We start from the raw sequence: 23,075 nt of genomic DNA on the forward strand, positions 1-23,075 counted from the left end.
GCACTATCCCTGTCTGTCTCGGCGTGAATGAGGAAACACATGCGCGCATCGTTCGGCGCTCAGATTTCCGCGTGAAGATGAATGTCCTGCAAAACCTGAAGCATCATCGAGATGCAGATCGGTCGGGCGGCAGTATCTATGTTTAATCCCTAAGAAGTCGTTTCTACTTCACGCTACGAAAGGTTGAGCGTGTATATTTATATTGAATTTAAGAATTGGTTGACCAAATTGCCGTTTCGCCGTTGATGACGGATGCGACCGTATCAATTCGTATGGCGTCATTTCGGGCGGCCTAGTATGGCGGCATGGGAAATTTGCCGGGACGTCATTAAGGATATACGCCGTCGAGCCTTGAAGAACGGTGTCATCACACTCTATGTAGTGAGTACACGAATTGAATTGATTCCGGGTGCTGATGCCTCCGGGTAAGAGTTGACAAAGGACGGACATGACAAATCCAGTTGATACCGCCATGGCTCTGGTGCCGATGGTTGTGGAGCAGACCAATCGCGGCGAACGGTCCTATGACATTTACTCACGCCTTCTCAAGGAACGTATCATCTTCCTCACCGGTCCGGTGGAAGATCATATGGCGTCGCTGGTTTGCGCGCAGCTGCTGTTTCTGGAATCGGAAAATCCGAAGAAGGAAATCGCGCTCTACATCAACTCGCCAGGTGGCGTCGTAACCGCCGGCATGGCGATCTACGATACGATGCAGTTCATTCGTCCGGCCGTTTCCACGCTGTGCGTTGGTCAGGCTGCGTCCATGGGCTCGCTGCTTCTCGCCGCTGGCGAAAAGGGCATGCGTTTCTGCACGCCGAATGCGCGCATCATGGTTCACCAGCCGTCCGGCGGCTTCCAGGGCCAGGCTTCCGATATCGAACGCCATGCGCGCGATATCATCAAGATGAAGCGTCGCCTCAATGAAGTCTACGTGAAGCACACGGGCCGTACGCTTGATGAAGTTGAAAACACGCTGGACCGTGACCACTTTATGGACGCGGACGAGGCCAAGAACTGGGGCGTCATCGACAAAATCCTGACCTCGCGTCAGGAGATGGAAGGCGCAATCGCCAGCTAAGCGTTTCGTTTATGACTGTTGTTTGAACCCGCGAAGTGAAAATCGGGGGTTTAAACCACAAAATAAAGCGCTAATAGTAGATATTAAGGCTGTGTTGAATTTTTATGACGTAGCTTTGAGTCGCCTCGAAAAATCCGTTTTGGGTTGATGACGGGGCGAATGACGAATAAAACCGGAGCGATAGTCGCTTCGGTGGCTGAAGGGGAATTCGTTGCCGCCGTTTCAGGTTCACAATCTGATGCGGTTAGTGCCCCGGGAACGAAGCCGATACGAAAGCTTATGGAAAGCGGGCGTGTTGGCAGACGGTAAGTTGACCGCGATCCGCCTGGCGGACCAGCGGCGTGCTGGAAGGAAAGTGATATGAGCAAAGTCAGCGGCAGCAACGGCGGCGACTCTAAGAATACACTCTATTGTTCATTCTGCGGCAAGAGCCAGCACGAAGTCCGGAAACTCATTGCCGGGCCGACAGTGTTCATTTGCGATGAATGCGTCGAATTGTGCATGGACATCATCCGCGAGGAGAACAAGACCTCGATGGTGAAATCGCGCGAGGGTGTTCCCACCCCGCAGGACATCATCAAGATTCTCGACGAATATGTCATCGGCCAGAAGCAGGCGAAGAAAATCCTGTCCGTGGCTGTTCACAACCATTACAAGCGCCTTGCGAATTCTTCCAAGAACGGCGACATCGAATTGGCGAAGTCGAACATCATGCTGGTTGGACCGACCGGCTGCGGCAAGACCTATCTTGCCCAGACCTTGGCCCGTATCATCGACGTTCCCTTCACCATGGCTGACGCGACGACGCTGACGGAAGCCGGTTACGTGGGTGAAGATGTTGAAAACATCATCCTCAAGCTTCTCCAGTCTGCCGATTACAACGTTGAACGCGCTCAGCGCGGCATCGTCTATATCGATGAAGTGGACAAGATTTCCCGCAAGTCCGACAACCCGTCCATCACGCGTGACGTGTCGGGCGAGGGCGTTCAGCAGGCGCTTCTGAAGATCATGGAAGGCACGGTTGCATCCGTTCCTCCACAGGGTGGCCGCAAGCATCCGCAGCAGGAATTCCTGCAGGTGGATACGACCAACATCCTGTTCATCTGCGGCGGTGCGTTTGCCGGTCTCGACAAGATCATTTCTGCGCGTGGCGAAAAGACCTCCATTGGTTTTGGCGCAACGGTAAAGGCGGAAGACGATCGTCGTGTGGGCGAAGTGCTGCGCGAACTGGAGCCGGAAGATCTGGTCAAGTTCGGCCTCATACCTGAATTCATCGGCCGTCTGCCCGTTCTGGCGACGCTCGAAGACCTGGATGAAGATGCGCTGATCCAGATTCTGTCGGAGCCGAAGAACGCTCTGATCAAGCAGTACCAGCGCCTGTTCGAGATGGAAGATGTCGAACTGACATTCCAGGGCGATGCTCTTCGCGAAATCGCGCGTCGTGCGATTACCCGCAAGACCGGTGCTCGTGGACTGCGTTCGATCATGGAGAAAATCCTGCTCGACACGATGTTCGAACTGCCAACACTGGATGGCGTTCGCGAAGTGGTCATCTCCGACGAAGTCGTCAGTGGTGCCGCACGTCCGCTCTACATCTATGCGGATCGTCAGGAAGAAAAAGCCAACGTTTCGGCATAAGCTTCAAACGCACGTCGTTGAAATGGAAAGGCCCACCGCAAGTGGGCCTTTTTTGCGTTTTATGCACGGGAAAGGTTGCATTATGGCGTCGTGATCCGATTTTGCGTTTGGAGCGGATTGCGCTTTCCTGATAAAGTTTTAGAAGTGATTTGCAGCGCGATATGACGTTTTTTTGAATGTCGGCTGCTTTTTCCGATTCGGTGTGGCGGGCGGAAAACGGAAAATATAAAGCGTATTGTTGCGTGTAGCGTATTTGAAGTTTTATCCCGTCCAGGACGGAAGGGTATCTGCTGTTGTGACTTGAAAATGACGGTGGCGAACTCCACTTTCAGTCACGACAAAGAATATGCCGGAAACTCCCACAAGATAGTCCGGCAAGTGTCTCTCCCAAGAGAGGCCATTGAAAGGAAATGATATGACGAACATTACGTCTGCTGCATCTGGCGGTACATATCCCGTACTCCCTCTGCGCGACATTGTCGTTTTCCCGCACATGATCGTTCCGCTATTCGTCGGGCGGGAAAAGTCTATTCGTGCGCTGGAAGAAGTCATGGGCTCGGACAGGCAGATCATGCTGGTCACCCAGATCAACGCCAGCGATGATGATCCTGACACATCTGCCATTCACAAGGTCGGCACCGTCGCCAACGTGTTGCAGCTTCTGAAGCTGCCTGATGGAACGGTCAAGGTTCTGGTCGAAGGCAAAGGCCGCGCCAAGATCGAAGAATACACCGACCGCGAAGACTTCTACGAAGCGACAGCGGTATTGCTGGACGAGCCGGAGGAAGATCCTGTCGAGAACGAGGCGCTGTCTCGCTCTGTAGTTTCCGAGTTCGAAAGCTACGTGAAGCTCAACAAGAAGATTTCGCCGGAAGTCGTTGGTGCTGCCGGACAAATCGATGATTACTCAAAGCTGGCCGATACGGTTGCCTCTCATCTGTCCATCAAGATCACCGAAAAGCAGGAAATGCTGGAAACGGTGAGCGTGAAGCAGCGCCTCGAAAAGGCACTCGGCTTCATGGAAGGCGAGATTTCCGTTCTGCAGGTCGAAAAGCGTATCCGCTCGCGCGTCAAGCGCCAGATGGAGAAGACGCAGCGCGAGTACTACCTGAACGAACAGATGAAGGCGATCCAGAAGGAACTCGGCGACGGCGAAGATGGCCGTGACGAGATGGCCGAGCTGGAAGAGCGCATTGCCAAGACCAAGCTCTCCAAGGAGGCCAAGGAAAAGGCCGATGCGGAGATGAAGAAGCTGCGCCAGATGAGCCCGATGTCTGCGGAAGCAACCGTCGTGCGCAACTATCTGGATTGGCTGGTTGGTCTGCCATGGGGCAAGAAGTCCAAGATCAAGACGGACCTGAACGCTGCCGAAGCGGTTCTCGAGCTGGATCATTTCGGCCTCGATAAAGTCAAGGAACGCATTGTCGAATATCTGGCCGTGCAGGCCCGTGCTTCAAAAATCCGCGGTCCGATCCTGTGCCTCGTTGGCCCTCCAGGCGTTGGTAAGACCTCGCTTGCGAAGTCCATCGCCAAGGCAACAGGTCGCGAATATGTGCGTATGGCGCTGGGTGGCGTTCGCGATGAAGCGGAAATCCGCGGCCATCGTCGGACCTATATCGGTTCCATGCCTGGCAAGATCGTCCAGTCGATGAAGAAGGCAAAGAAGGCCAATCCGCTCTTCCTGCTCGATGAAATCGACAAGATGGGCCAGGACTTCCGTGGCGATCCGTCGTCTGCTTTGCTGGAGGTGTTGGATCCGGAACAGAACTCCACATTCATGGACCACTATCTCGAAGTGGAATATGACCTGTCGGACGTGATGTTCGTGACCACCGCCAACACGCTGAACATTCCAGGCCCATTGATGGACCGTATGGAAGTCATTCGAATTGCCGGTTACACGGAAGACGAAAAGCGCGAAATCGCCAAGCGTCACTTGCTGCCCAAGGCAATCAAGGAACATGCATTGCGTCCGGAAGAGTTTTCCGTGAGCGACGATGCCCTGATGGCCATCAGCCAGCAATATACCCGCGAAGCCGGTGTTCGCAGCTTTGAGCGTGAGTTGATGAAACTCGCCCGCAAGGCAGTGACCGAGATCATCAAGGGCAAGTCGACGTCTGTTGCCGTTACGGCTGCAAACATCAACGATTACCTTGGTGTTCCAAGATACCGTCACGGTGAAGCCGAAGGCGAAGATCAGGTTGGTGTCGTTACCGGTCTGGCGTGGACGGAAGTTGGCGGCGAATTGCTGACGATCGAAGGCGTCATGATGCCGGGCAAGGGTCGCATGACCGTGACCGGTAACCTGAAGGAAGTGATGAAGGAATCCATTTCGGCCGCGGCATCCTATGTTCGCTCGCGCGCGGTGGATTTCGGGATCGAACCGCCTCGTTTCGACAAGTCGGACATTCACGTTCACGTTCCCGAAGGTGCGACACCGAAGGATGGCCCGTCTGCCGGCGTCGGTATGGCAACGGCGATCGTCTCGATCATGACCGGCATTCCTGTTCGCAAGGATGTCGCAATGACCGGCGAGATCACGCTGCGCGGCCGTGTGCTGCCCATCGGCGGCCTGAAGGAAAAGCTGCTTGCAGCGCTACGCGGCAACATCAAGACGGTGCTGATCCCGGAAGAAAATGCCAAGGACCTGGCCGAGATTCCTGACAACGTGAAGAACGAGATGGAAATCATCCCGGTCGCGCGTATGGGTGAAGTTCTGCGTCATGCGCTGGTGCGTATGCCAGAGCCGATCGAGTGGGATGGCAGCATCGAGACGCCGGTTATTGCAACTGTTGAAGGCGTCGATGATGCCGGTCAGACAATCGCGCATTGAGTTGCGACCGCAGATCATGATGCTAAATTAGCACAAAATCGTCAAAAGGCTGGCAGAAATGCCAGCCTTTTTTGTGAAAAGAACTCTGGACCCCTTGTTTTTCAGGCCATTCCGGCGCTTTTGGGTGGCGGTGCGCGAATAGATAAGTATTCTGCGCCGATCCAATTTGAGTCGTTTCAAACCATTGAAAGGGGTGGAAACATGAACAAGAATGAGCTCGTTTCTGCAGTTGCCGAAAAGGCTGGTCTTACGAAGGCTGATGCCGCATCTGCGGTCGACGCAGTTTTCGAAACTGTACAGAACGAACTGAAGAGCGGTGGCGATATTCGTCTCGCTGGCTTCGGCAGCTTTACTGTCAGCCGTCGCGAAGCTTCGAAGGGTCGTAACCCATCCACGGGTGCAGAAGTCGATATTCCGGCTCGCAACGTACCAAAGTTCTCCGCAGGCAAGGGCCTGAAGGAAGCTGTTAACTCCTAAGTTTCAAGAGGCTGTTTGCCCGCGGCGGGCGAACGGTTTCGAGGTCTACGAGGAAAATTTGGCTGTTTGCGCAGTTTTGCGAAAGAACGCCGAAGAAATGCGAAGAGCCCGGCTTCAAGCCGGGCTTTTTGTTTATCATCACCTTCTGATTGTCATTGGCCTGTCACGTCCATGTCGCAAAAGCCCACTCATGCATTTTTCCAGTGCACTGAAGGGGACACCATGACATTTCGTTTTTCGAGTGCTGCGCTGACCGCAGCGCTTTTCGCTTCCGCCGCATTTCCCGTCGCCGCCGAGCAGGTCTTCAACCGCATCTCCTCGTTTCCGGTCGCTTTGAACCTTCCTACCGACAAGGATGAGAAGACGACGACGTCTGCGGAAATCGTTACGGCCAGCGAAGACGGCAATACGCTGATCTATTCCGACAGCCCGCTTGGCGGCATCGGTTTCGTTGACATCAAGGACGCAAAGGCTCCAAAGGCCCTTGGCGCGCTGATGATGGATGGCGAGCCGACCTCGGTTACGGTATCAGGTGCAAAAGTTCTGGCGGGCGTCAACACGTCTGAGAGCTTCGTGAAGCCGTCTGGTAAACTGGTCACGGTGGATATCGCGACCAAGAAGATCGAAGCAAGCTGCGAGCTCGGTGGCCAGCCAGACTCGGTTGCCGTTTCCCCGGATGAGAGCTTCGTTGCCATTGCCATCGAAAACGAGCGCGATGAAGAGGTCAATGACGGCGCACTCCCACAGATGCCCGCAGGCTTCCTCGTCACCATCGGACTGAAGGATGGCGCGCCGGATTGCTCGACGCTGAAGAAGATCGACGTTACCGGTCTTGCCGAAATCTCCCCTGAGGATCCAGAGCCGGAATTCGTTTCCATCAATGCCAATGGTGAGATTGCCCTGACGCTTCAGGAAAACAACCATATCGTGATCGTTGATGGCAAAAGCGGCAAGGTCACGAGCCATTTTTCCGCCGGTACTGTCGATTTGACAGGCATCGACACCAAAACCGATGGTCAGCTGAAGTTCACCGACAAGCAGGACGCGCGCAAGCGCGAGCCCGACGCCGTGAAGTGGCTGGACAATGACCGCATCGTCATCGCCAACGAGGGCGACTGGCAGGGCGGTTCGCGCGGCTTCACGATTTTCGACAAGACTGGGAAGCTGCTTTACGAAGCTGGCTCGTCCTTCGAGCATGCGGTTGCGGCCATCGGCCACTACCCGGAAAAGCGGTCCAAGGCGAAAGGCATCGAGCCTGAAGGCCTGGAAGCCGCAACATTCGGCAACGACAAGTATTTCTTCGTCCTGGCTGAGCGTGCGTCCGTCGTCGGCGTTTACAAGGACACGGGCGGCGAGCCGCAGCTGACACAGATCCTTCCATCAGGTATCTCGCCTGAGGGTGCTGTCGCCATTCCATCGCGCAACCTGCTGGTCACAGCCAACGAAGCCGATCTGGTGGAAGATGGTGCAGCACGTTCGCACGTCATGATTTATGAGCGTTCGGAAGGGCAGGCGGCTTATCCGCAACTCACCTCGGCCACAGTCGATGGTGCACCCATTGGTTGGGGCGCTCTTTCCGGCCTCGTTGGCGATGCGGAAAAGGATGGCATTCTCTATGCCATCTCCGACTCCGTCTACGGCAACCAGCCGTCGATCTACACGATCGACGCCACAAAGAAGCCTGCCGTCATTACCAGCGTCCTGCGCGTCAAGCGCGACGGCCAGCCAGCGCAGAAGCTGGATATGGAAGGCATCACGCTTGATGGTAAAGGCGGCTTCTGGGTCGCGTCCGAAGGCAACAGCGACAAGCTCGTTCCACATGCGCTTTACAACGTCACCGCCAAGGGTGAAATCAAGACCGAAATCGCTCTTCCGAAAGACCTGCTGGAAGGCGAAACCCGCTTCGGCTTCGAAGGCATCACCCTGATCGGCAAGGGTGATGAGGCCACGCTGTGGATGGCCGTTCAGCGCGAATGGGGCAAGAACGAAAAGGGCATGGTCAAACTCGTGTCCTACAATCTGAAGTCCAAGGAATGGGGCGCTGTGCACTATCCGCTGGACAAGACCAAGGATGGCTGGGTCGGTCTGTCTGAAATCACCGCCCACGGCGACAATGTTTACATCGTCGAGCGAGACAACCTGATCGGCGACAAGGCAAAGATCAAGAAGCTCTACAGCGTCGCGATTGCCGACCTGAAGCCCGGCAAAATCGGTGGCGAGCTGCCATTGGTCAAAAAGACCGAAGTCCACGACTTCTTGCCCGACCTCAAGGCACAGAACGGCTACGTCGTAGACAAGCTGGAAGGTTTCGCCTTCGACAAGTCCGGTAAGGCATTTGCCGTGACCGACAATGACGGCGTGGATGATTCCTCTGGTGAGACGCTGTTCTTCCCGGTCGATCTGAAGGGTACGAACTAAGCTTAATAAGCTGCAAGGCTTATTTCTCCGTCATTCCGGCCTTGAGCCGGAATCCAGTTCGCTGCGTCTGCGGCGAGAAGGAGTCTTTTTGCGATCAGGACTTGATCGCACTGGACCCCGGATCAGGTCCGGGGTGACGGAGTAGGAAGCACCCAACAAACAAAAAGCCGGGCGTCATCCCTGACGCCCGGCTTTTTCGTTATTCTCTCAATGAGAAATCACACGTCCTTCAAAGCATATTGCTCCAACGCATCGCGGTTGATCTCGATGCCCAGCCCCGGACCATCCGGTATCTGAACCACGCCATCGACATGATCCAGCGGGCTGGTCAGCACGGCCTGGCGGTAGGGGTTTTCCGTACGGTCGAACTCTAGGATCGGCGGACGCGGATTGCGGCGGGCTGGGTCTGGCGGCAGGTAGGCCATGAATTGCAGGGCAGCAGCGATAGCGACACCGGTTCCCCAGACATGCGGAACGACGCGAACGCCGTAGAGCGTTGCGAGGTCGGTGATGCGTTTGGTTTCAGAAAAACCGCCGCTGCCGGCAAGATCGGGTTGAAGAATGTCCACAGCCCGACTTTCCAGTGGCGCACGCATGCCGTAACGCCCGTGCCATGTTTCGCCACCGGCCACCGGAATGGGTTGACCGGCGCGAACGGCCTGATAGGCATCCAGCTGTTCGGGCACGACAGGCTCTTCGAACCAGTCGATACCAAGCGGTGCCAGCGCCTTGCCCACCTCGATGGCCTCGAGCGCGTCGTAACCGTGATTGGCGTCGATCATGATACGGACATCAGGGCCAACCGCCTCGCGCGCGGCGCGGATGACGGCAATGTCTTCCACCACATCGAAGCCGATCTTGATCTTGACCGCGTGAAAACCCTGTTTTGCATAACCCGCAACTTCCGCTGCGACATCCGAGACCGCATCGACACCATCCTTGCGGAACGAGCCGGTGGCATAGGCCTGAACGCTTTCACGAAAACGACCACCCAGTAGGCGCGACACGGATGTGCCGAAGCGTTTGCCCTTGATATCCCAAAGCGCGATATCGATGCCGCTGAGCGCTGTTATTGTCAGGCCGCGTTGGCCTTGGTCACGCAGCAGATTGTAGAGCTGATGCCAGATGATCTCGATATCGAGCGGGTCTTTGCCGATGAGGTGAGGGGTGTAAGCTGCCACAACGGCTGCATTCGGCTTTGCCGGGCCGAGGCATTCGCCCCAGCCCACGGTGCCGTCATCGCATATGATCTCCACAAGGCAGTGGATGCGCCTGTCGAAGCGCATGGACGCGCTTTCGAAGGCGTGAGCCAGCTTGTAATCGAGCAGATGAGTGCGGACCGCCTCTATCTTCATGGCTTGTAAGGTCCAATCAGCGCTTCCATCATGCCCACTTCCTCTTCTGTGAGGTCTGTCAGCGGCGCACGAACCGGACCCGCATCGAAGCCCATCAGGCGGACGCCAGCCTTGATGGCGGAAACGGCGTAGCCCTTCTGGCGGTTACGGATGTCCATGAACGGGTAGAAGAAATCAATGAGAATGCGATCCGTCGTTGCTCGGTCGCCCGCGCGCAGCGCCTTGTAGAATTCCTGCGCAAGCGCTGGCACGAAGTTGAACACGGCAGACGAATAGGTCGTCACGCCAGCACCAAGATAAGCATCGGCAAACAGTTCAGCTGTCGGCATGCCGCCGAGGTAGGTCAATCGCTCGCCAACTGTTGCGGTGATCTTGCGCACTAGGCCGATATCGCCGGAGCCATCCTTGAAGCCGACCAGATTCGGGCAGCTATCGCAAAGCTTTTGCAGTGTTTCAGCCGTCAGAATCGAGTTGTCACGATTGTAGACCATGACGCCGATGGAGATGGAATCACACACAGCCTTGATGTGCGCATAGAGGCCAGCTTGCGAGGCATCCATCAGGTAATGGGGTAGAAGCAGAATGCCGTCGGCACCGGCCTTTTCGGCGCTCTGGGCAATCTGGATGGCGATCTTGGTGCCGTAACCACAGCCCGAAACGATTGGAACCGAACCGGCGGCGGACTTTGCAGCCTTGACGACTGTGCCGACTTCTTCAGGAGCAAGCGAGAAGAATTCACCCGTGCCGCCCGCGGCAAACAGAACGCTCGCATCGAAGCCGGAGAGCCAGCTGACGTGATCGAGATAGGGCTTTTCGTTGAATTCGCCATCGTTGCTGAAGGGTGTTACGGGGAAAGAGAGAAGGCCCGCACCAAGTGCAACCTTCAGTTCCTGTGGGTCCATAGCCATGAATTTCGTGTCTCCGATTGTTCGTTGCGGCGATAATATTCGAGATATTATCTTCGTCAAGAACTTATAATACAAGTTAACTGAATTCGAGCCGAAATTTTCGACGGCAATAATCTCCGGAGGCTTGGACTAATGTCAAAAGTCAAACCCTCAGCCCCGTGCTTGCTATGAACAAAGACCCTTGAAAAACTCAGCCATGATGACGTAGAGATACGATAACAGATGAATTTATGTATGACTACGAGTGAGCGCCGTTTCAGCGTTTGGCGTGGCGATGTGGAGGAAACATGCTGAAGACTTTGTTGCTGACGGGCGCTGCTGGCGGTGTGGGCAAGGCCATTCGCCCGCTATTGAAGGACATGGCAGAGAGGGTCGTGCTGTCCGATATGGTTGACGTGACCGACTTGGCCGCGCACGAGACCTTCATCAAATGCGACCTTTCGAACCGCGCAGAAGTCGATGCCGCTGTCGCCGGTGTCGATGGCATCATTCATCTTGGTGGCATTTCGGTTGAAAGACCCTTCGAGCTTATCCTCAAGGGCAATATCGAGGGCGTTTACAACCTCTACGAGGCGGCGCGTCAAAACGGCCAGCCACGGATCATATTCGCCAGTTCCAACCACACGATCGGTTTTTATCGCCGCGACGAGAAGCTCGACAGCACCTCGCCGGTGCGTCCTGATTCTCTTTACGGCGTTTCAAAGTGCTTCGGTGAAAATCTGGCGAGCTTTTATTTCGATAAGTTCGGGCAGGAAACTCTATCGGTGAGAATCGGCTCGCTCACTGACGAGCCGAAGACGACACGCATGCTGGCAACGTGGCTGAGCGCTGCGGATTTCGTGTTGCTCTGCGCGCGCGGGTTCGAAGCGCCGCGTCTGGGCCACGCTGTGGTCTATGGGGCATCCGACAATCAGGAAAGCTGGTGGGATAACGGCAATACGGCCTTCCTGGGGTGGAAGCCACAGGATAGCTCGGCGAAGTGGCGCGCCGAGTTACTTGCGCAAGCGGGCAAAGAGGATCCGAAAGATCCAGCCCACATTTATCAAGGTGGCGGATTCACCACCTACGGCCATCCAGCGGATGGTTGACGTCTACGTTTAACGCGTGGGGAGGGGCAGGGGACGTTCTACTTCTACTTGTCCTGCCTCTCCGAGTCGTACTGTACCCAGCGGAAAAAGAAGTAGATTGGCAGCGCGATAAGCGCCAGCGTTACGATTGAGTTCGCAAACATGGTTCATCCCATCAAAACGCGACTTCATCATGAAGCCGACGCTATGATTATGGGAGACAATTTATTTAGAAATATTGAATCTAACGGGTAAATTCATGGGTTCAACGCGCCACTTTGTCTCGAAAAAACGCAACGGCGCGACAAGTCAAAACTATCGTTAAGAGATCATTACTTTGTCCAAGCGGCGTTGCCGTTTCTTAAGCGCTTGAGCAGAACAAGTGACGGGAGGCGCTGCGGATGCAGCCATGGTACCTATGCGTCATCCGGTAAACGCACGGTCACCCATGCACCCTGTAATGAGGCCGAGTCGGCACTGATGACATGAGTGACCAGCACGCAAACTCAGTCGCAAAGAACTGATGTTAAAGCAGCCGATTTGTACTATCTGAGATTTTCTAGATGAATGGTGGGCGATGACGGACTCGAACCGCCGACATCCTCGGTGTAAACGAGGCGCTCTACCAACTGAGCTAATCGCCCTCCGCGTCTTGCAGATTGTGTCTGCCGCGTCGGTGGCCGTGATGTATTGGTATCGGAAAAAAACCGCAAGAGCTTTTGTGAAGTTTTTTTGTTTTTTTCGATTTTTATGAGAACTCGGTTTCGCGTCGAGGGCTTCTTGTCTGTCAGAAACCAGGGAAACAGCCATTCCGTATCGGTGGTGCTTTTGCAAGACGGCAAGTTGGGGGAGGGACTTCCGGTGCGCACTCCCCATGCGCGGCATTCAGAGTTCAGAGCGATAGAGAAGGCTTTAGTCGCGAATCTTCCAATGAAATGTGTCGGATGCAGAGCGGATCACATATGATCTTCGGTGTCTGTGGATAAGTGCCTCGGCCTGGAGTCAAAAAACTGAAATGGGAAAAGTACCGGGAAACCGGGCCTCTTCGCGTCTTTGTCAAACCAAAATGCTCAAGCTTATTCTTTTGTCGTGAAAGCTGCTTGACACCCCAACACGAACGTCTTAGTTAGCCGCTCAACGAACAGCCGAGGCGAGTTCGTGAGGCGGGTTTCGGCCAGTCTTTAAGGAATATGCGGGTGTAGCTCAGTTGGTTAGAGTGCCGGCCTGTCACGCCGGAGGTCGCGGGTTCGAGCCCCGTCACTCGCGCCATTCCTTCCTCGAAAACGACGGATCGCATGATCCGATATAATGCGCGGGTGTAGCTCAGTTGGTTAGAGTGCCGGCCTGTCACGCCGGAGGTCGCGGGTTCGAGCCCCGTCACTCGCGCCATTTTCTTCTCATAGCAGAAGCAAATGTTCTCCTTTAAGATCGCACTGGTTGCGTAAAAATCCTTAAAATCAAGTTTTCACAAGTCCATATGCCGTGTTTTCTGCGCGACTTGTCGTCGCGCTTTGCATATGAACTATGCCCGCAAAGCACCTCTTCGGCATCGTTTCAGGCGGGTGATTTCTTGCGTCTTTGAGTCATGTTTTTTGAGTCGTTTTGGTCGGCTTCAAGCCGTTTTGAAGCGCAAAAATATGCGACAATTTGGTGGCGGCTGATACAGTCTGATTGCTTATGTTTTTTAATGACTTAGCGCGATGAATCCTGGTGTTTGCGACGTTGTGTGCATATAATAGCGGCTGCTCCAAGTCACGTTTGGATCGAAATGACACTTAATCTCTTGCAGAGCGCGCTTGGCTGGGATAACCACTGCGGCGTTGCAACATAATTTTCGACCCTGCGGATTCTCGTTTCCAAAGGGGTATGCTCGACGCTCGGTCGAGTAAGGAAGAGACAATGACTGAACTCCTCAGTTCCTACATTCCGATCGCAATCTTCATTGGTATCGCGCTTGTTATCGGTCTGGCGCTGTTGATTGCGCCTTTCGCCGTTGCCTACAAGAACCCCGACCCTGAAAAGCTGTCCGCCTTCGAGTGCGGCTTCAATGCGTTCGATGACGCGCGCATGAAGTTCGACATTCGCTTCTATCTGGTGTCGATTCTCTTCATCATCTTCGATCTCGAAGTCGCGTTTCTGTTTCCGTGGGCTGTGTCCTTCGGTGAAATCGGTTGGTTCGGCTTCTGGTCGATGATGGTGTTCCTCGGCGTTCTCACCATCGGCTTTATCTACGAATGGAAGAAGGGGGCACTGGAATGGGCGTAGTTCATAACGACACGACGCTGGTCGCACCGAAGCCAAAAGGCATCGTCGATCCGTCCACCGGCAAGCCAGTTGGCAGCGATGACGCCTACTTCACCGAGATCAACGACGAACTTGCGGATAAGGGTTTTCTGGTCACGACGACCGATGACCTGATTACCTGGGCGCGTACCGGCTCTTTGATGTGGATGCAGTTCGGTCTCGCCTGCTGCGCCGTCGAAGGTCTGATGCAGGCCTCCGGTCCACGTTACGATATGGAACGTTTCGGCGTTGCGCCGCGCGCTTCACCACGTCAGTCGGACGTGATGATCGTTGCCGGCACCCTGACCAACAAGATGGCACCTGCGCTTCGCAAGGTCTATGACCAGATGCCGGAGCCGCGTTACGTCATCTCGATGGGTTCCTGCGCCAATGGCGGTGGTTACTACCACTATTCCTACGCCGTTGTTCGCGGTTGCGACCGTGTGGTTCCCGTCGATATCTACGTGCCGGGCTGTCCCCCCACGGCGGAAGCACTGCTTTACGGCGTGCTTCTGCTGCAGAAGAAGATCCGGCGTACCGGTACGATCGAGCGTTAAGGGCAGAGGACTTATAAATGAGCGAAGCTCTCAACGATCTCTCGGCCTATGTGAATGAAGTACGCGGTTCCCTGCTGGAATCGTCTGTCATTGCCTATGGCGAACTGACGCTAAACACGACACCGGACAACATCATCGCGCTTCTGACGTTTTTGCGTGATGATGTGCAGTGCGGTTTCGTCAACATCATCGACATCTGTGGTGTCGACTGGCCGAGCCGCGAAAAGCGTTTCGATGTCGTCTATCACCTGTTGTCGCCGCGCCAGAACCTGCGTGTTCGCATCAAGCTTCAGGCGGCAGAAGACGAAGCCGTACCATCTGCGACATCTGTTTTTATCGGCGCGGAATGGTTCGAGCGCGAAGCCTGGGATATGTATGGCATTCCTTTCGAAGGCCATTCCGACCTGCGCCGCATTCTGACCGACTATGGTTTCGAAGGTCATCCGCTGCGCAAGGATTTCCCGGTCACGGGCTTTGTGGAAGTGCGCTATGATGACGTGCTGAAGCGCGTTCTCTACGAGCCGGTCGAGCTGAAGCAGGAATTCCGTAATTTCGACTTTCTCTCCCCTTGGGAAGGAACAGACTATGTTCTTCCGGGCGATGAAAAGGCAAAGCCATGACAGAACATAACGTTCGCAATTTTACGATCAACTTCGGCCCAGAACACCCATCCGCGCACGGCGTGTTGCGTCTTGTCCTCGAACTCGACGGCGAAGTCGTGGAGCGCGTCGATCCGCATATCGGACTTCTGCACCGCGGCACTGAAAAGCTGATTGAGACCAAAACCTATCTTCAGGCTTTGCCGTATTTCGACCGCCTCGATTACGTTGCGCCGATGAACCAGGAGCATGCTTTCTCGCTTGCTGTGGAAAAGCTTCTCGGTCTGGAAATCCCGATGCGCGGTCAGTTGATCCGCGTTCTCTTCTCGGAAATCGGCCGCATCCTGTCGCACATCATGAACGTTACGACGCAAGCCATGGACGTGGGCGCGATGACGCCGCCGGTCTGGGGCTTCGAAGAGCGTGAAAAGCTCATGGTGTTCTACGAGCGCGCTTCGGGTGCCCGTCTGCACGCTGCCTATTTCCGCCCAGGTGGCGTCCACCAGGACCTGCCGCCTGAGCTGGTCGATGATATCGGCAAGTGGTGCGATCCGTTCATCACCTTCCTCGACAATGTCGAGGGACTGTTGACCGACAACCGCATCTACAAACAGCGTAACGTCGATATCGGCGTCGTCTCGCTCGAAGATGCGTTCGCATGGGGCTTTACCGGCGTCATGGTTCGCGGTTCGGGTGCAGCCTGGGATTTGCGTCGTGCGCAGCCTTACGAGTGCTATTCCGATCTTGAATTCGACATTCCCGTCGGCAAGAACGGTGACTGCTACGATCGTTATCTGATCCGCATGCAGGAAATGCGCGAATCGATCAAGATCATGAAGCAGTGCGTCGAGCTTTTGCAGGGCAAGCACCGCATCGGTGCCGTGTCGTCGCTCGATGGCAAGGTCGTTCCGCCCAAGCGTGGCGAGATGAAGCGTTCGATGGAAGCCTTGATTCACCACTTCAAGCTCTACACCGAAGGTTATCACGTTCCCGCAGGTGAAGTGTACGCAGCCGTCGAAGCGCCGAAGGGCGAGTTTGGCGTCTATGTGGTTGCCGATGGTTCGAACAAGCCTTACCGCTGCAAGATCCGCGCTCCGGGTTTCGCGCATCTGGCGGCCATGGACTTCCTTTGCAAAGGCCATCAGCTTGCCGACGTAACGGCCGTTCTCGGCTCTCTGGACATCGTGTTCGGGGAGGTCGACCGCTGATGCGTTTGCCGCTGGCCATATCGGCTCTTGTTGCCGCGACGGCACCCGTTTTCGCCCAGACGGCGGAAGAGGGCGTGTCTTCGCAGGCAGGCGGCGGTTCATCATCTGTCAAACAACTTCTGTCACAGGGATACGAGATAAAGTCCTCACTTCCCAATGGCGGAAAATTCATTGTGTTCATGCAAAAAGACAAAACGGCCTATGCCTGCGAATTCGTCACGGTGACGAAATCGCGGTGCGAGTCGTTAAACTGATGGGGCGTGAGGAAGTATGTCCGTTCGTCGACTAGCCGAAGATCAGGTCCAGCCCACGGGTTTCGCGTTTAACGCGGACAATACCGCATGGGCGGAAAAAACGATCCAGAAGTATCCTGAAGGGCGTCAGCAGTCCGCGGTCATTCCGCTGTTGATGCGCGCGCAGGAGCAGGACGGCTGGGTTACCCGCGCCTGTATTGAGAAGATCGCCGACATGCTGGATATGGCCTATATCCGCGTGCTCGAAGTCGCGACCTTCTATACGCAGTTCCAGCTCAAGCCAGTCGGCACCAGAGCACACATTCAGGTCTGTGGTACCACGCCCTGCATGTTGCGTGGTTCCGAAGCGCTGATGGATGTCTGTCGCCACAAGATCCACCATGATCCACTGACACCCAATGAGAGCGGTACGCTGTCCTGGGAAGAGGTGGAATGTCAGGGTGCCTGCGTCAACGCGCCGATGGTCATCATCTTCAAGGATGCCTATGAAGACCTGACGCCAGAGCGTCTGGAAGAGATCATCGACACGTTCGAGGCCGGCAAGGGCGACACCGTCAAACCGGGCCCGCAGATCGACCGCCATTTGTCGGCTCCGATCGGTCCGCTGACGACGTTGACGGAAGAGACGAAGCCGGATCGCTCCAATCTCGACAAGCCAGCGGAAGCGCCTGCAACGGCGGCTCCAGCCGCGACACCTGCACCTGCGCCATCCGAAGCTGCAAAGCCGAAGACGACGGCAGCAGAGTCGGATGCTAAGTTGAAGACACCTGTGACCGACCCAAAGGCCTCTGAAGACAACGCCAAGGATGCCGCGAAAGAAGGGTCTGGTGAGGTGAAAACCGCGCCAAAGCCATCGCTGGAGGACAAGAACCGTCCGGCCAAGATCGAGCGTCCCGCAAAGGCCGACGATCTGAAGCTGATTTCCGGCGTTGGCCCGAAAATCGAAGCTACGCTCAATGAGCTCGGCATCTTCACCTACATGCAGGTTGCCGGCTGGTCTGCCGAAGAACGTGAGTGGGTCGATAGCTATCTGAATTTCAAGGGTCGTATCGATCGCGATGATTGGGTACGTCAGGCCGAGGCGCTCGCCAAGGGTGGCGAAGCCGAATACATCAGGGTCTTCGGCAAGAAGCCGCGGTAAAGAGGTCAAGCATGTTAAAAGATCAGGATCGCATCTTTACCAATCTCTACGGCCTCAAAGACACGTCTTTGAAGGGCGTGTTGGCGCGCGGCCACTGGGATGGCACAAAGCAGATCATCGAAAAGGGCCGTGACTGGATCATCAACGAAATGAAGGCATCCGGCCTTCGTGGTCGTGGTGGTGCTGGCTTCCCGACAGGCCTCAAATGGTCCTTCATGCCGAAGGAAAGCGATGGCCGTCCGCATTACCTCGTCGTCAATGCCGATGAATCAGAGCCTGGTACCTGCAAGGACCGCGAGATTCTGCGCCACGATCCGCACACGCTGATCGAAGGCTGCGTGATCGCCGGTTTCGCCATGAGCGCGCATACCGCTTATATTTACGTTCGCGGCGAATATATGCGCGAACGCGAAGCGCTGCAGGCGGCAATCGACGAATGCTACGACGCCGGTCTGTTGGGCAAGAACAACAAGAACGGCTGGGATTTCGATATCTACGTTCACCATGGCGCAGGTGCCTACATCTGCGGTGAGGAAACGGCGCTTCTCGAAAGCCTCGAAGGCAAGAAGGGCCAGCCGCGTCTCAAGCCTCCGTTCCCAGCCAATATGGGCCTCTATGGTTGCCCAACGACCGTTAATAACGTTGAATCCATCGCCGTCGCGCCGACCATCCTTCGTCGTGGTGCATCGTGGTTCTCCTCGATCGGTCGTCCGAACAATGTCGGCACTAAGCTGTTCATGGTCTCTGGCCATGTCGAGCGCCCTTGCACATTCGAAGACGCGTTGGGTCTGTCGTTCAAGGAATTGATCGAGCGTCATTGCGGTGGCATTCGTGGCGGCTGGGACAATCTGCTCGGCGTCATTCCAGGCGGCGCTTCATGCCCCATCGTTCGCGGTGAGGACATGAAGGACGCCATCATGGACTTCGATGGCATGCGCGAAGTGAAGTCTTCGTTCGGGACCGGCGGCATGATCGTCATGGACAAGTCCACCGACGTCATCAAGGCCATCGCCCGCATCGCGGCCTTCTTCAAGCATGAAAGCTGCGGCCAGTGCACGCCATGCCGTGAAGGCACGGGCTGGATGTGGCGCGTGCTGGAACGCATGGTCAAGGGCAACGCGCAGAAGCGCGAAATCGATATGCTGTTCGAAGTGACCAAGCAGATCGAAGGCCATACCATCTGTGCGCTGGGTGACGCCGCTGCATGGCCGGTCCAGGCGCTGATCCGCAATTTCCGTCCGGAAATCGAAAAGCGGATCGACGAATACACCTACAGAGCCATGGATGATGGCGCTGTGCTTGAGGCTGCCGAGTAACACTGGCGGAGTAACACCGGAAGGGTGTTGCGAGCGGCGGGGAACGGGTGTAACCGGTCCCATACATGTCGAAGCGTTTGGCCGTATCGAGTCTTTGGCCGGACGCCATCAGGATTTGTTGCGGACCGTACGAGACTGTGCGGGACGAACAGGCAACAGGACGTAAGTAGGACCATGACAAAGCTCAAGGTTGACGGTAAAGAGATCGAGGTTCCGGATCATTTCACGCTGTTGCAGGCGTGCGAGGAGGCTGGTGCCGAAGTTCCGCGCTTTTGTTTCCACGAGCGTTTGTCGGTCGCGGGTAATTGCCGCATGTGTCTTATCGAGGTGAAGGGCGGACCGCCCAAGCCTGCCGCATCCTGCGCCATGGGCGTTCGCGATATTCGTGGCGGCCCGAATGGCGAATTGCCGGAAGTTTTCACCAACACGCCGATGGTCAAGAAGGCCCGCGAAGGCGTGATGGAATTCCTGCTCATCAACCACCCGCTTGATTGTCCCATCTGTGACCAGGGTGGCGAATGCGACCTCCAGGATCAGGCGATGGCCTTCGGTATTCCTGGCTCGCGCTATTCTGAAAACAAGCGCGCCGTGGAAGACAAATATATCGGACCGCTCGTCAAGACGGTCATGAATCGCTGCATTCACTGCACGCGCTGCGTTCGCTTCACCACCGAAGTTGCCGGCATTTCCGAACTCGGCCTGATCGGTCGCGGCGAGGATGCCGAGATCACGACTTACCTCGAGCAGGCGATGACATCGGAGCTTCAGGGCAACGTCGTTGATCTTTGCCCGGTTGGCGCGCTGACCTCCAAGCCTTTCGCCTTCACCGCTCGTCCATGGGAACTCGGCAAGACCGAAACCATCGACGTGATGGATGCGCTCGGCTCTGCCATCCGCGTCGATACCCGTGGCCGCGAAGTCATGCGCGTCATGCCGCGCGTCAACGAAGCCATCAACGAAGAGTGGATTTCCGACAAGAGCCGCTTCATCTGGGACGGCCTCAAGACCCAGCGTCTCGACAAGCCTTACGTCCGCAAGGACGGCCGCTTGCAGCCCGCAACTTGGGGCGAAGCTTTCGGTGCTATCAAGGCTGCTGTTGCTTCCACATCTGGTGAGAAGATCGGCGCTATTGCTGGCGATCTGGCCTCCGTCGAAGAAATGTTCGCACTCAAGTCGCTGCTTGCATCGCTGGGTTCGACCAATGTCGATTGCCGTCAGGATGGCACGGCGCTTGATCCATCGCTCGGTCGCGCAAGCTACCTGTTCAACGCTACCATCGAAGGCATCGAACATGCCGACGCATTGCTGATCATCGGCTCCAACCCACGCTACGAAGCCTCCGTGCTTAACGCACGCATTCGCAAGCGCTGGCGCCGTGGCGGCTTCCCGATCGCTGTCATCGGTGAAGCAAGCGAGCTGCGTTACGACTATGAATATCTCGGCTCCGGCACGGATACGCTGTCCGATCTGGCGTCCGGTTCGCACAGCTTCATCGAAAAGCTGAAGGCTGCGAAGAACCCGATGATCATCGTCGGGCAGGGCGCTCTGTCGCGTGAAGACGGTGCTGCTGTGCTGGCTGCGGCTGCAAAGCTCGCCGTATCAGTCGGCGTCGTTTCGGCTGAATGGAACGGCTTCTCGGTTCTGCACACGGCTGCTGCCCGCGTTGGTGGTCTGGATATCGGTTTCGTTCCGGCAGACAAGGCGGCCAACGCGGCTTCCATCGCGGCATCGTCGGAGGTTCTCTTCCTGCTCGGTGCAGACGAAATCGACCTCTCTGCAAAGACTGCAAAACTGACCGTCTATATCGGTTCGCATGGTGATGCTGGCGCAATGGCCGCCGATGTCATCCTGCCGGGTGCGGCCTATACCGAAAAGTCGGGTATCTGGGTCAACACCGAAGGCCGCGTGCAGATGGGCAACCGCGCTGGTTTCGCACCGGGTGAAGCCCGCGAAGACTGGGCGATCCTGCGCGCACTGTCAGACGTTCTCGGCCACAAGCTGCCGTTCGATTCGCTCTCTGCACTGCGCGCTCAGCTCTACATCGCGCATCCGCACTTTGCCGATGCAGACGAGATTGCCGTAGCCGACGTGGCAGGCATCGAAGCGCTGGCGACAAAGGCTGGCACCCTCAACAAGGCAGGCTTTGCCTCGCCGGTTAAGGATTTTTATTTGACGAACCCGATTGCGAGAGCGTCCGCCGTGATGGCCGAATGTTCCGCATTGGCCCGCAACAACTTCAAGGCTGCGGCAGAGTAAGGGTAGGGGACTATGGAATCGTTTTTCTGGAGCTACGTCTGGCCAGCGCTGATTATTGTCGGCCAGTCCCTGCTTCTTCTCGTTTTGTTGCTGGTGTCGATCGCCTTTCTTCTGCTTGCCGACCGTAAGATCTGGGCAGCCGTTCAGCTGCGCCGTGGTCCCAACGTCGTTGGTCCTTTCGGTCTCTTCCAGTCCTTCGCAGACCTTTTGAAGTTCATTCTGAAAGAACCGGTCATCCCATCCGGTGCCAACAAGGCCGTGTTCCTGCTGGCTCCGCTGGTTGCAGTGACGCTGGCTCTGGCAACCTACGCCGTCATCCCATTTGCGGATGGCTGGGTGATTGCCAACATCAATGTCGGAATTCTCTACATCTTCGCGATCTCGTCGCTTGAAGTCTACGGCATCATCATGGGTGGCTGGGCTTCCAACTCGAAGTATCCATTCCTTGGTGCCCTTCGTTCCGCCGCGCAGATGGTGTCTTACGAAGTCTCCATCGGCCTCGTCATTGTCACCGTTCTGCTCTGCGTCGGTTCGCTGAACCTGACGGACATTGTCAACGCGCAGCATTCCGGCATCGGCACGTCGCTTGGCCTGCCGGCATCGTTCCTGGATTGGCACTGGTTGCCGCTGTTCCCGATGTTCATCGTCTTCTTCATTTCGGCGCTGGCTGAAACCAACCGTCCACCCTTCGATCTGCCGGAAGCGGAATCGGAACTTGTGGCCGGTCACATGGTGGAGTATGGCTCCACCCCGTACATGATGTTCATGTTGGGCGAATATGCTGCCATCGTTCTGATGTGCTGCCTGACGACCATCCTGTTCTTGGGCGGTTGGCTTCCTATCGTGGATGTCTGGTTCCTGAACTGGGTTCCAGGTATCATCTGGTTCATCCTGAAGGGTGGCATGGTCTTCTTCATGTTCGGTCTAGTGAAGGCATTCGTTCCACGTTACCGCTATGACCAGTTGATGCGTCTCGGCTGGAAGGTCTTCCTCCCGCTGTCGCTCGCCATGGTCGTGATTGTTGCATTCGTACTCAAGCTGACGGCGGGGGCATAAGATGTCCGTAGTCCTCGCTTGTAGATTTGGAGGTTGAGATGGCCAGTCTTACCCAAGCCGTCAATTCGTTGTTCCTCAAGGAATTCGTCGGTGCCTTCTTCCTGACGATGCGTCACTTCTTCAAACAGAAGGCGACAGTGAACTACCCTTTCGAAAAGGGTCCGGTCAGCCCGCGCTTCCGTGGTGAGCACGCGCTTCGTCGTTACCCCAACGGTGAAGAACGCTGCATCGCCTGCAAGCTGTGCGAAGCGATCTGTCCTGCCCAGGCCATCACCATCGAAGCTGGCCCGCGCCGCAACGATGGCACGCGCCGCACGGTTCGTTACGATATCGACATGGTAAAGTGCATTTATTGCGGCTTCTGCCAGGAAGCATGCCCCGTTGATGCCATCGTTGAGGGTCCGAACTTCGAATTCGCAACGGAAACCCGCGAGGAGCTGTATTTCGACAAGCAGCGTCTTCTCGATAATGGCGACCGTTGGGAACGTGAAATCGCTCGCAACCTTGCTCTGGATGCGCCTTACCGTTAAGGCAGCATGGTTCCTTCGGAGCGCTGCTTCGGAGTGGGTAAAACAGTCACTGCCTGTCGGTTTTCGCTGACGGGAATGAAACGGGCATGCGGCTTCAG

18 protein-coding genes and 3 tRNA genes are annotated in these 23,075 nt (G+C 56.0%); 18 read left to right on the forward strand and 3 right to left on the reverse strand.

The window, feature by feature from the left end:
• Positions 1-448 precede the first annotated feature (448 nt).
• The 5 genes from clpP (at position 449) to CPJ18_RS08885 (ending at position 8,447) form a co-directional block, all read left to right on the forward strand.
• Positions 449-1,081, forward strand: coding sequence for an ATP-dependent Clp endopeptidase proteolytic subunit ClpP (clpP, locus tag CPJ18_RS08860; RefSeq protein ID WP_077117071.1), 633 nt, complete (start codon positions 449-451; stop codon positions 1,079-1,081).
• Positions 1,082-1,441: 360 nt separating this feature from the next.
• Entirely contained in the window at positions 1,442-2,719 is a 1,278-nt protein-coding gene (clpX, locus tag CPJ18_RS08865) for an ATP-dependent Clp protease ATP-binding subunit ClpX (protein WP_103657766.1), read from the forward strand.
• Between the two features lie 415 nt (positions 2,720-3,134).
• The gene (gene lon, locus CPJ18_RS08875) at positions 3,135-5,552 is read left to right on the forward strand and encodes an endopeptidase La (protein ID WP_103657768.1); all 2,418 of its coding nucleotides are present in this window, start codon (positions 3,135-3,137) and stop codon (positions 5,550-5,552) included.
• 183 nt (positions 5,553-5,735) lie between these two features.
• Complete coding sequence (hupB, locus tag CPJ18_RS08880; protein WP_448726493.1) at positions 5,736-6,029, forward strand: DNA-binding protein HupB; 294 nt, start codon at positions 5,736-5,738, stop codon at positions 6,027-6,029.
• 222 nt (positions 6,030-6,251) lie between these two features.
• Positions 6,252-8,447: an esterase-like activity of phytase family protein gene (locus tag CPJ18_RS08885; protein WP_103657769.1), complete on the forward strand. Its 2,196-nt coding sequence runs from the start codon at positions 6,252-6,254 to the stop codon at positions 8,445-8,447.
• A 218-nt stretch (positions 8,448-8,665) separates the two neighbouring features.
• On the opposite strand, the gene CPJ18_RS08890 is transcribed toward CPJ18_RS08885, so the two are convergent.
• Together CPJ18_RS08890 and kdgD are read right to left on the reverse strand one after the other, a co-directional pair.
• Entirely contained in the window at positions 8,666-9,802 is a 1,137-nt protein-coding gene (locus tag CPJ18_RS08890; RefSeq protein WP_103657770.1) for a mandelate racemase/muconate lactonizing enzyme family protein, read from the reverse strand.
• Positions 9,799-10,704 (reverse strand): 5-dehydro-4-deoxyglucarate dehydratase, encoded by a 906-nt coding sequence (gene kdgD, locus CPJ18_RS08895; RefSeq protein WP_103584183.1) that lies wholly within the window; start codon positions 10,702-10,704, stop codon positions 9,799-9,801. Before kdgD ends, CPJ18_RS08890 begins: the two co-directional genes overlap by 4 nt.
• Before the next feature lie 293 nt (positions 10,705-10,997).
• On the opposite strand from kdgD, the gene CPJ18_RS08900 reads away from it, so the two are divergent.
• The gene (locus tag CPJ18_RS08900; RefSeq protein WP_077117064.1) at positions 10,998-11,798 is read left to right on the forward strand and encodes an NAD-dependent epimerase/dehydratase family protein; all 801 of its coding nucleotides are present in this window, start codon (positions 10,998-11,000) and stop codon (positions 11,796-11,798) included.
• 547 nt (positions 11,799-12,345) lie between these two features.
• Here CPJ18_RS08900 and CPJ18_RS08905 read toward each other — a convergent pair.
• A tRNA-Val gene (locus CPJ18_RS08905) sits at positions 12,346-12,421 on the reverse strand.
• Between the two features lie 548 nt (positions 12,422-12,969).
• Between CPJ18_RS08905 and CPJ18_RS08910 the strand changes: the two genes are divergently transcribed.
• From CPJ18_RS08910 to nuoI, 12 genes are all read left to right on the forward strand, one after another.
• Positions 12,970-13,046 (forward strand) — tRNA-Asp (locus tag CPJ18_RS08910).
• A gap of 43 nt (positions 13,047-13,089) precedes the next feature.
• Positions 13,090-13,166: transfer RNA gene (locus CPJ18_RS08915), tRNA-Asp, on the forward strand.
• Positions 13,167-13,676: 510 nt separating this feature from the next.
• A complete protein-coding gene (locus tag CPJ18_RS08920) occupies positions 13,677-14,042 on the forward strand; it encodes an NADH-quinone oxidoreductase subunit A (protein ID WP_042619792.1) in 366 nt (121 codons plus the stop codon).
• Entirely contained in the window at positions 14,033-14,617 is a 585-nt protein-coding gene (locus CPJ18_RS08925; RefSeq protein ID WP_067652756.1) for a NuoB/complex I 20 kDa subunit family protein, read from the forward strand. The genes CPJ18_RS08920 and CPJ18_RS08925 overlap by 10 nt, the downstream gene beginning before the upstream one ends.
• A gap of 17 nt (positions 14,618-14,634) precedes the next feature.
• Complete coding sequence (locus tag CPJ18_RS08930) at positions 14,635-15,237, forward strand: NADH-quinone oxidoreductase subunit C (RefSeq protein ID WP_103584181.1); 603 nt, start codon at positions 14,635-14,637, stop codon at positions 15,235-15,237.
• Positions 15,234-16,424, forward strand: coding sequence for an NADH-quinone oxidoreductase subunit D (locus CPJ18_RS08935; protein WP_077101220.1), 1,191 nt, complete (start codon positions 15,234-15,236; stop codon positions 16,422-16,424). The genes CPJ18_RS08930 and CPJ18_RS08935 overlap by 4 nt, the downstream gene beginning before the upstream one ends.
• Positions 16,424-16,678, forward strand: coding sequence for a hypothetical protein (locus CPJ18_RS08940; RefSeq protein ID WP_103657771.1), 255 nt, complete (start codon positions 16,424-16,426; stop codon positions 16,676-16,678). Before CPJ18_RS08935 ends, CPJ18_RS08940 begins: the two co-directional genes overlap by 1 nt.
• Before the next feature lie 16 nt (positions 16,679-16,694).
• Positions 16,695-17,819: an NADH-quinone oxidoreductase subunit E gene (locus tag CPJ18_RS08945; RefSeq protein WP_077117056.1), complete on the forward strand. Its 1,125-nt coding sequence runs from the start codon at positions 16,695-16,697 to the stop codon at positions 17,817-17,819.
• Positions 17,820-17,830: 11 nt separating this feature from the next.
• Positions 17,831-19,135, forward strand: coding sequence for an NADH-quinone oxidoreductase subunit NuoF (nuoF, locus tag CPJ18_RS08950; protein WP_067652768.1), 1,305 nt, complete (start codon positions 17,831-17,833; stop codon positions 19,133-19,135).
• A gap of 174 nt (positions 19,136-19,309) precedes the next feature.
• Positions 19,310-21,391 carry an NADH-quinone oxidoreductase subunit NuoG gene (gene nuoG / locus CPJ18_RS08955; RefSeq protein ID WP_103657772.1) on the forward strand — a complete coding sequence of 694 codons (2,082 nt, stop codon included), beginning with the start codon at positions 19,310-19,312 and terminating at the stop codon, positions 21,389-21,391.
• A 12-nt stretch (positions 21,392-21,403) separates the two neighbouring features.
• On the forward strand, positions 21,404-22,447 hold the full coding sequence (nuoH, locus tag CPJ18_RS08960; protein ID WP_067652772.1) for an NADH-quinone oxidoreductase subunit NuoH: 1,044 nt from the start codon (positions 21,404-21,406) through the stop codon (positions 22,445-22,447).
• Between the two features lie 38 nt (positions 22,448-22,485).
• Entirely contained in the window at positions 22,486-22,977 is a 492-nt protein-coding gene (gene nuoI / locus CPJ18_RS08965; protein ID WP_103657773.1) for an NADH-quinone oxidoreductase subunit NuoI, read from the forward strand.
• Positions 22,978-23,075: the final 98 nt, after the last annotated feature.

Source organism: Agrobacterium rosae (assembly GCF_002915175.1).
In the GTDB taxonomy this organism is placed as follows: domain Bacteria; phylum Pseudomonadota; class Alphaproteobacteria; order Rhizobiales; family Rhizobiaceae; genus Agrobacterium; species Agrobacterium rosae.

Coding starts and splice junctions, on each gene's coding strand:
- CPJ18_RS08940 (WP_103657771.1), top strand. CDS start 16,424: ATGCGTTTGCCGCTGGCCATATCGGCTCTTGTTGCCGCGACGGCACCC.
- lon (WP_103657768.1), top strand. CDS start 3,135: ATGACGAACATTACGTCTGCTGCATCTGGCGGTACATATCCCGTACTC.
- kdgD (WP_103584183.1), bottom strand. CDS start 10,704: ATGGACCCACAGGAACTGAAGGTTGCACTTGGTGCGGGCCTTCTCTCT.
- CPJ18_RS08920 (WP_042619792.1), top strand. CDS start 13,677: ATGACTGAACTCCTCAGTTCCTACATTCCGATCGCAATCTTCATTGGT.
- nuoH (WP_067652772.1), top strand. CDS start 21,404: ATGGAATCGTTTTTCTGGAGCTACGTCTGGCCAGCGCTGATTATTGTC.
- CPJ18_RS08935 (WP_077101220.1), top strand. CDS start 15,234: ATGACAGAACATAACGTTCGCAATTTTACGATCAACTTCGGCCCAGAA.
- nuoF (WP_067652768.1), top strand. CDS start 17,831: ATGTTAAAAGATCAGGATCGCATCTTTACCAATCTCTACGGCCTCAAA.
- CPJ18_RS08885 (WP_103657769.1), top strand. CDS start 6,252: ATGACATTTCGTTTTTCGAGTGCTGCGCTGACCGCAGCGCTTTTCGCT.
- CPJ18_RS08945 (WP_077117056.1), top strand. CDS start 16,695: ATGTCCGTTCGTCGACTAGCCGAAGATCAGGTCCAGCCCACGGGTTTC.
- CPJ18_RS08925 (WP_067652756.1), top strand. CDS start 14,033: ATGGGCGTAGTTCATAACGACACGACGCTGGTCGCACCGAAGCCAAAA.
- nuoG (WP_103657772.1), top strand. CDS start 19,310: ATGACAAAGCTCAAGGTTGACGGTAAAGAGATCGAGGTTCCGGATCAT.
- CPJ18_RS08890 (WP_103657770.1), bottom strand. CDS start 9,802: ATGAAGATAGAGGCGGTCCGCACTCATCTGCTCGATTACAAGCTGGCT.
- clpX (WP_103657766.1), top strand. CDS start 1,442: ATGAGCAAAGTCAGCGGCAGCAACGGCGGCGACTCTAAGAATACACTC.
- CPJ18_RS08900 (WP_077117064.1), top strand. CDS start 10,998: ATGCTGAAGACTTTGTTGCTGACGGGCGCTGCTGGCGGTGTGGGCAAG.
- CPJ18_RS08930 (WP_103584181.1), top strand. CDS start 14,635: ATGAGCGAAGCTCTCAACGATCTCTCGGCCTATGTGAATGAAGTACGC.
- clpP (WP_077117071.1), top strand. CDS start 449: ATGACAAATCCAGTTGATACCGCCATGGCTCTGGTGCCGATGGTTGTG.
- nuoI (WP_103657773.1), top strand. CDS start 22,486: ATGGCCAGTCTTACCCAAGCCGTCAATTCGTTGTTCCTCAAGGAATTC.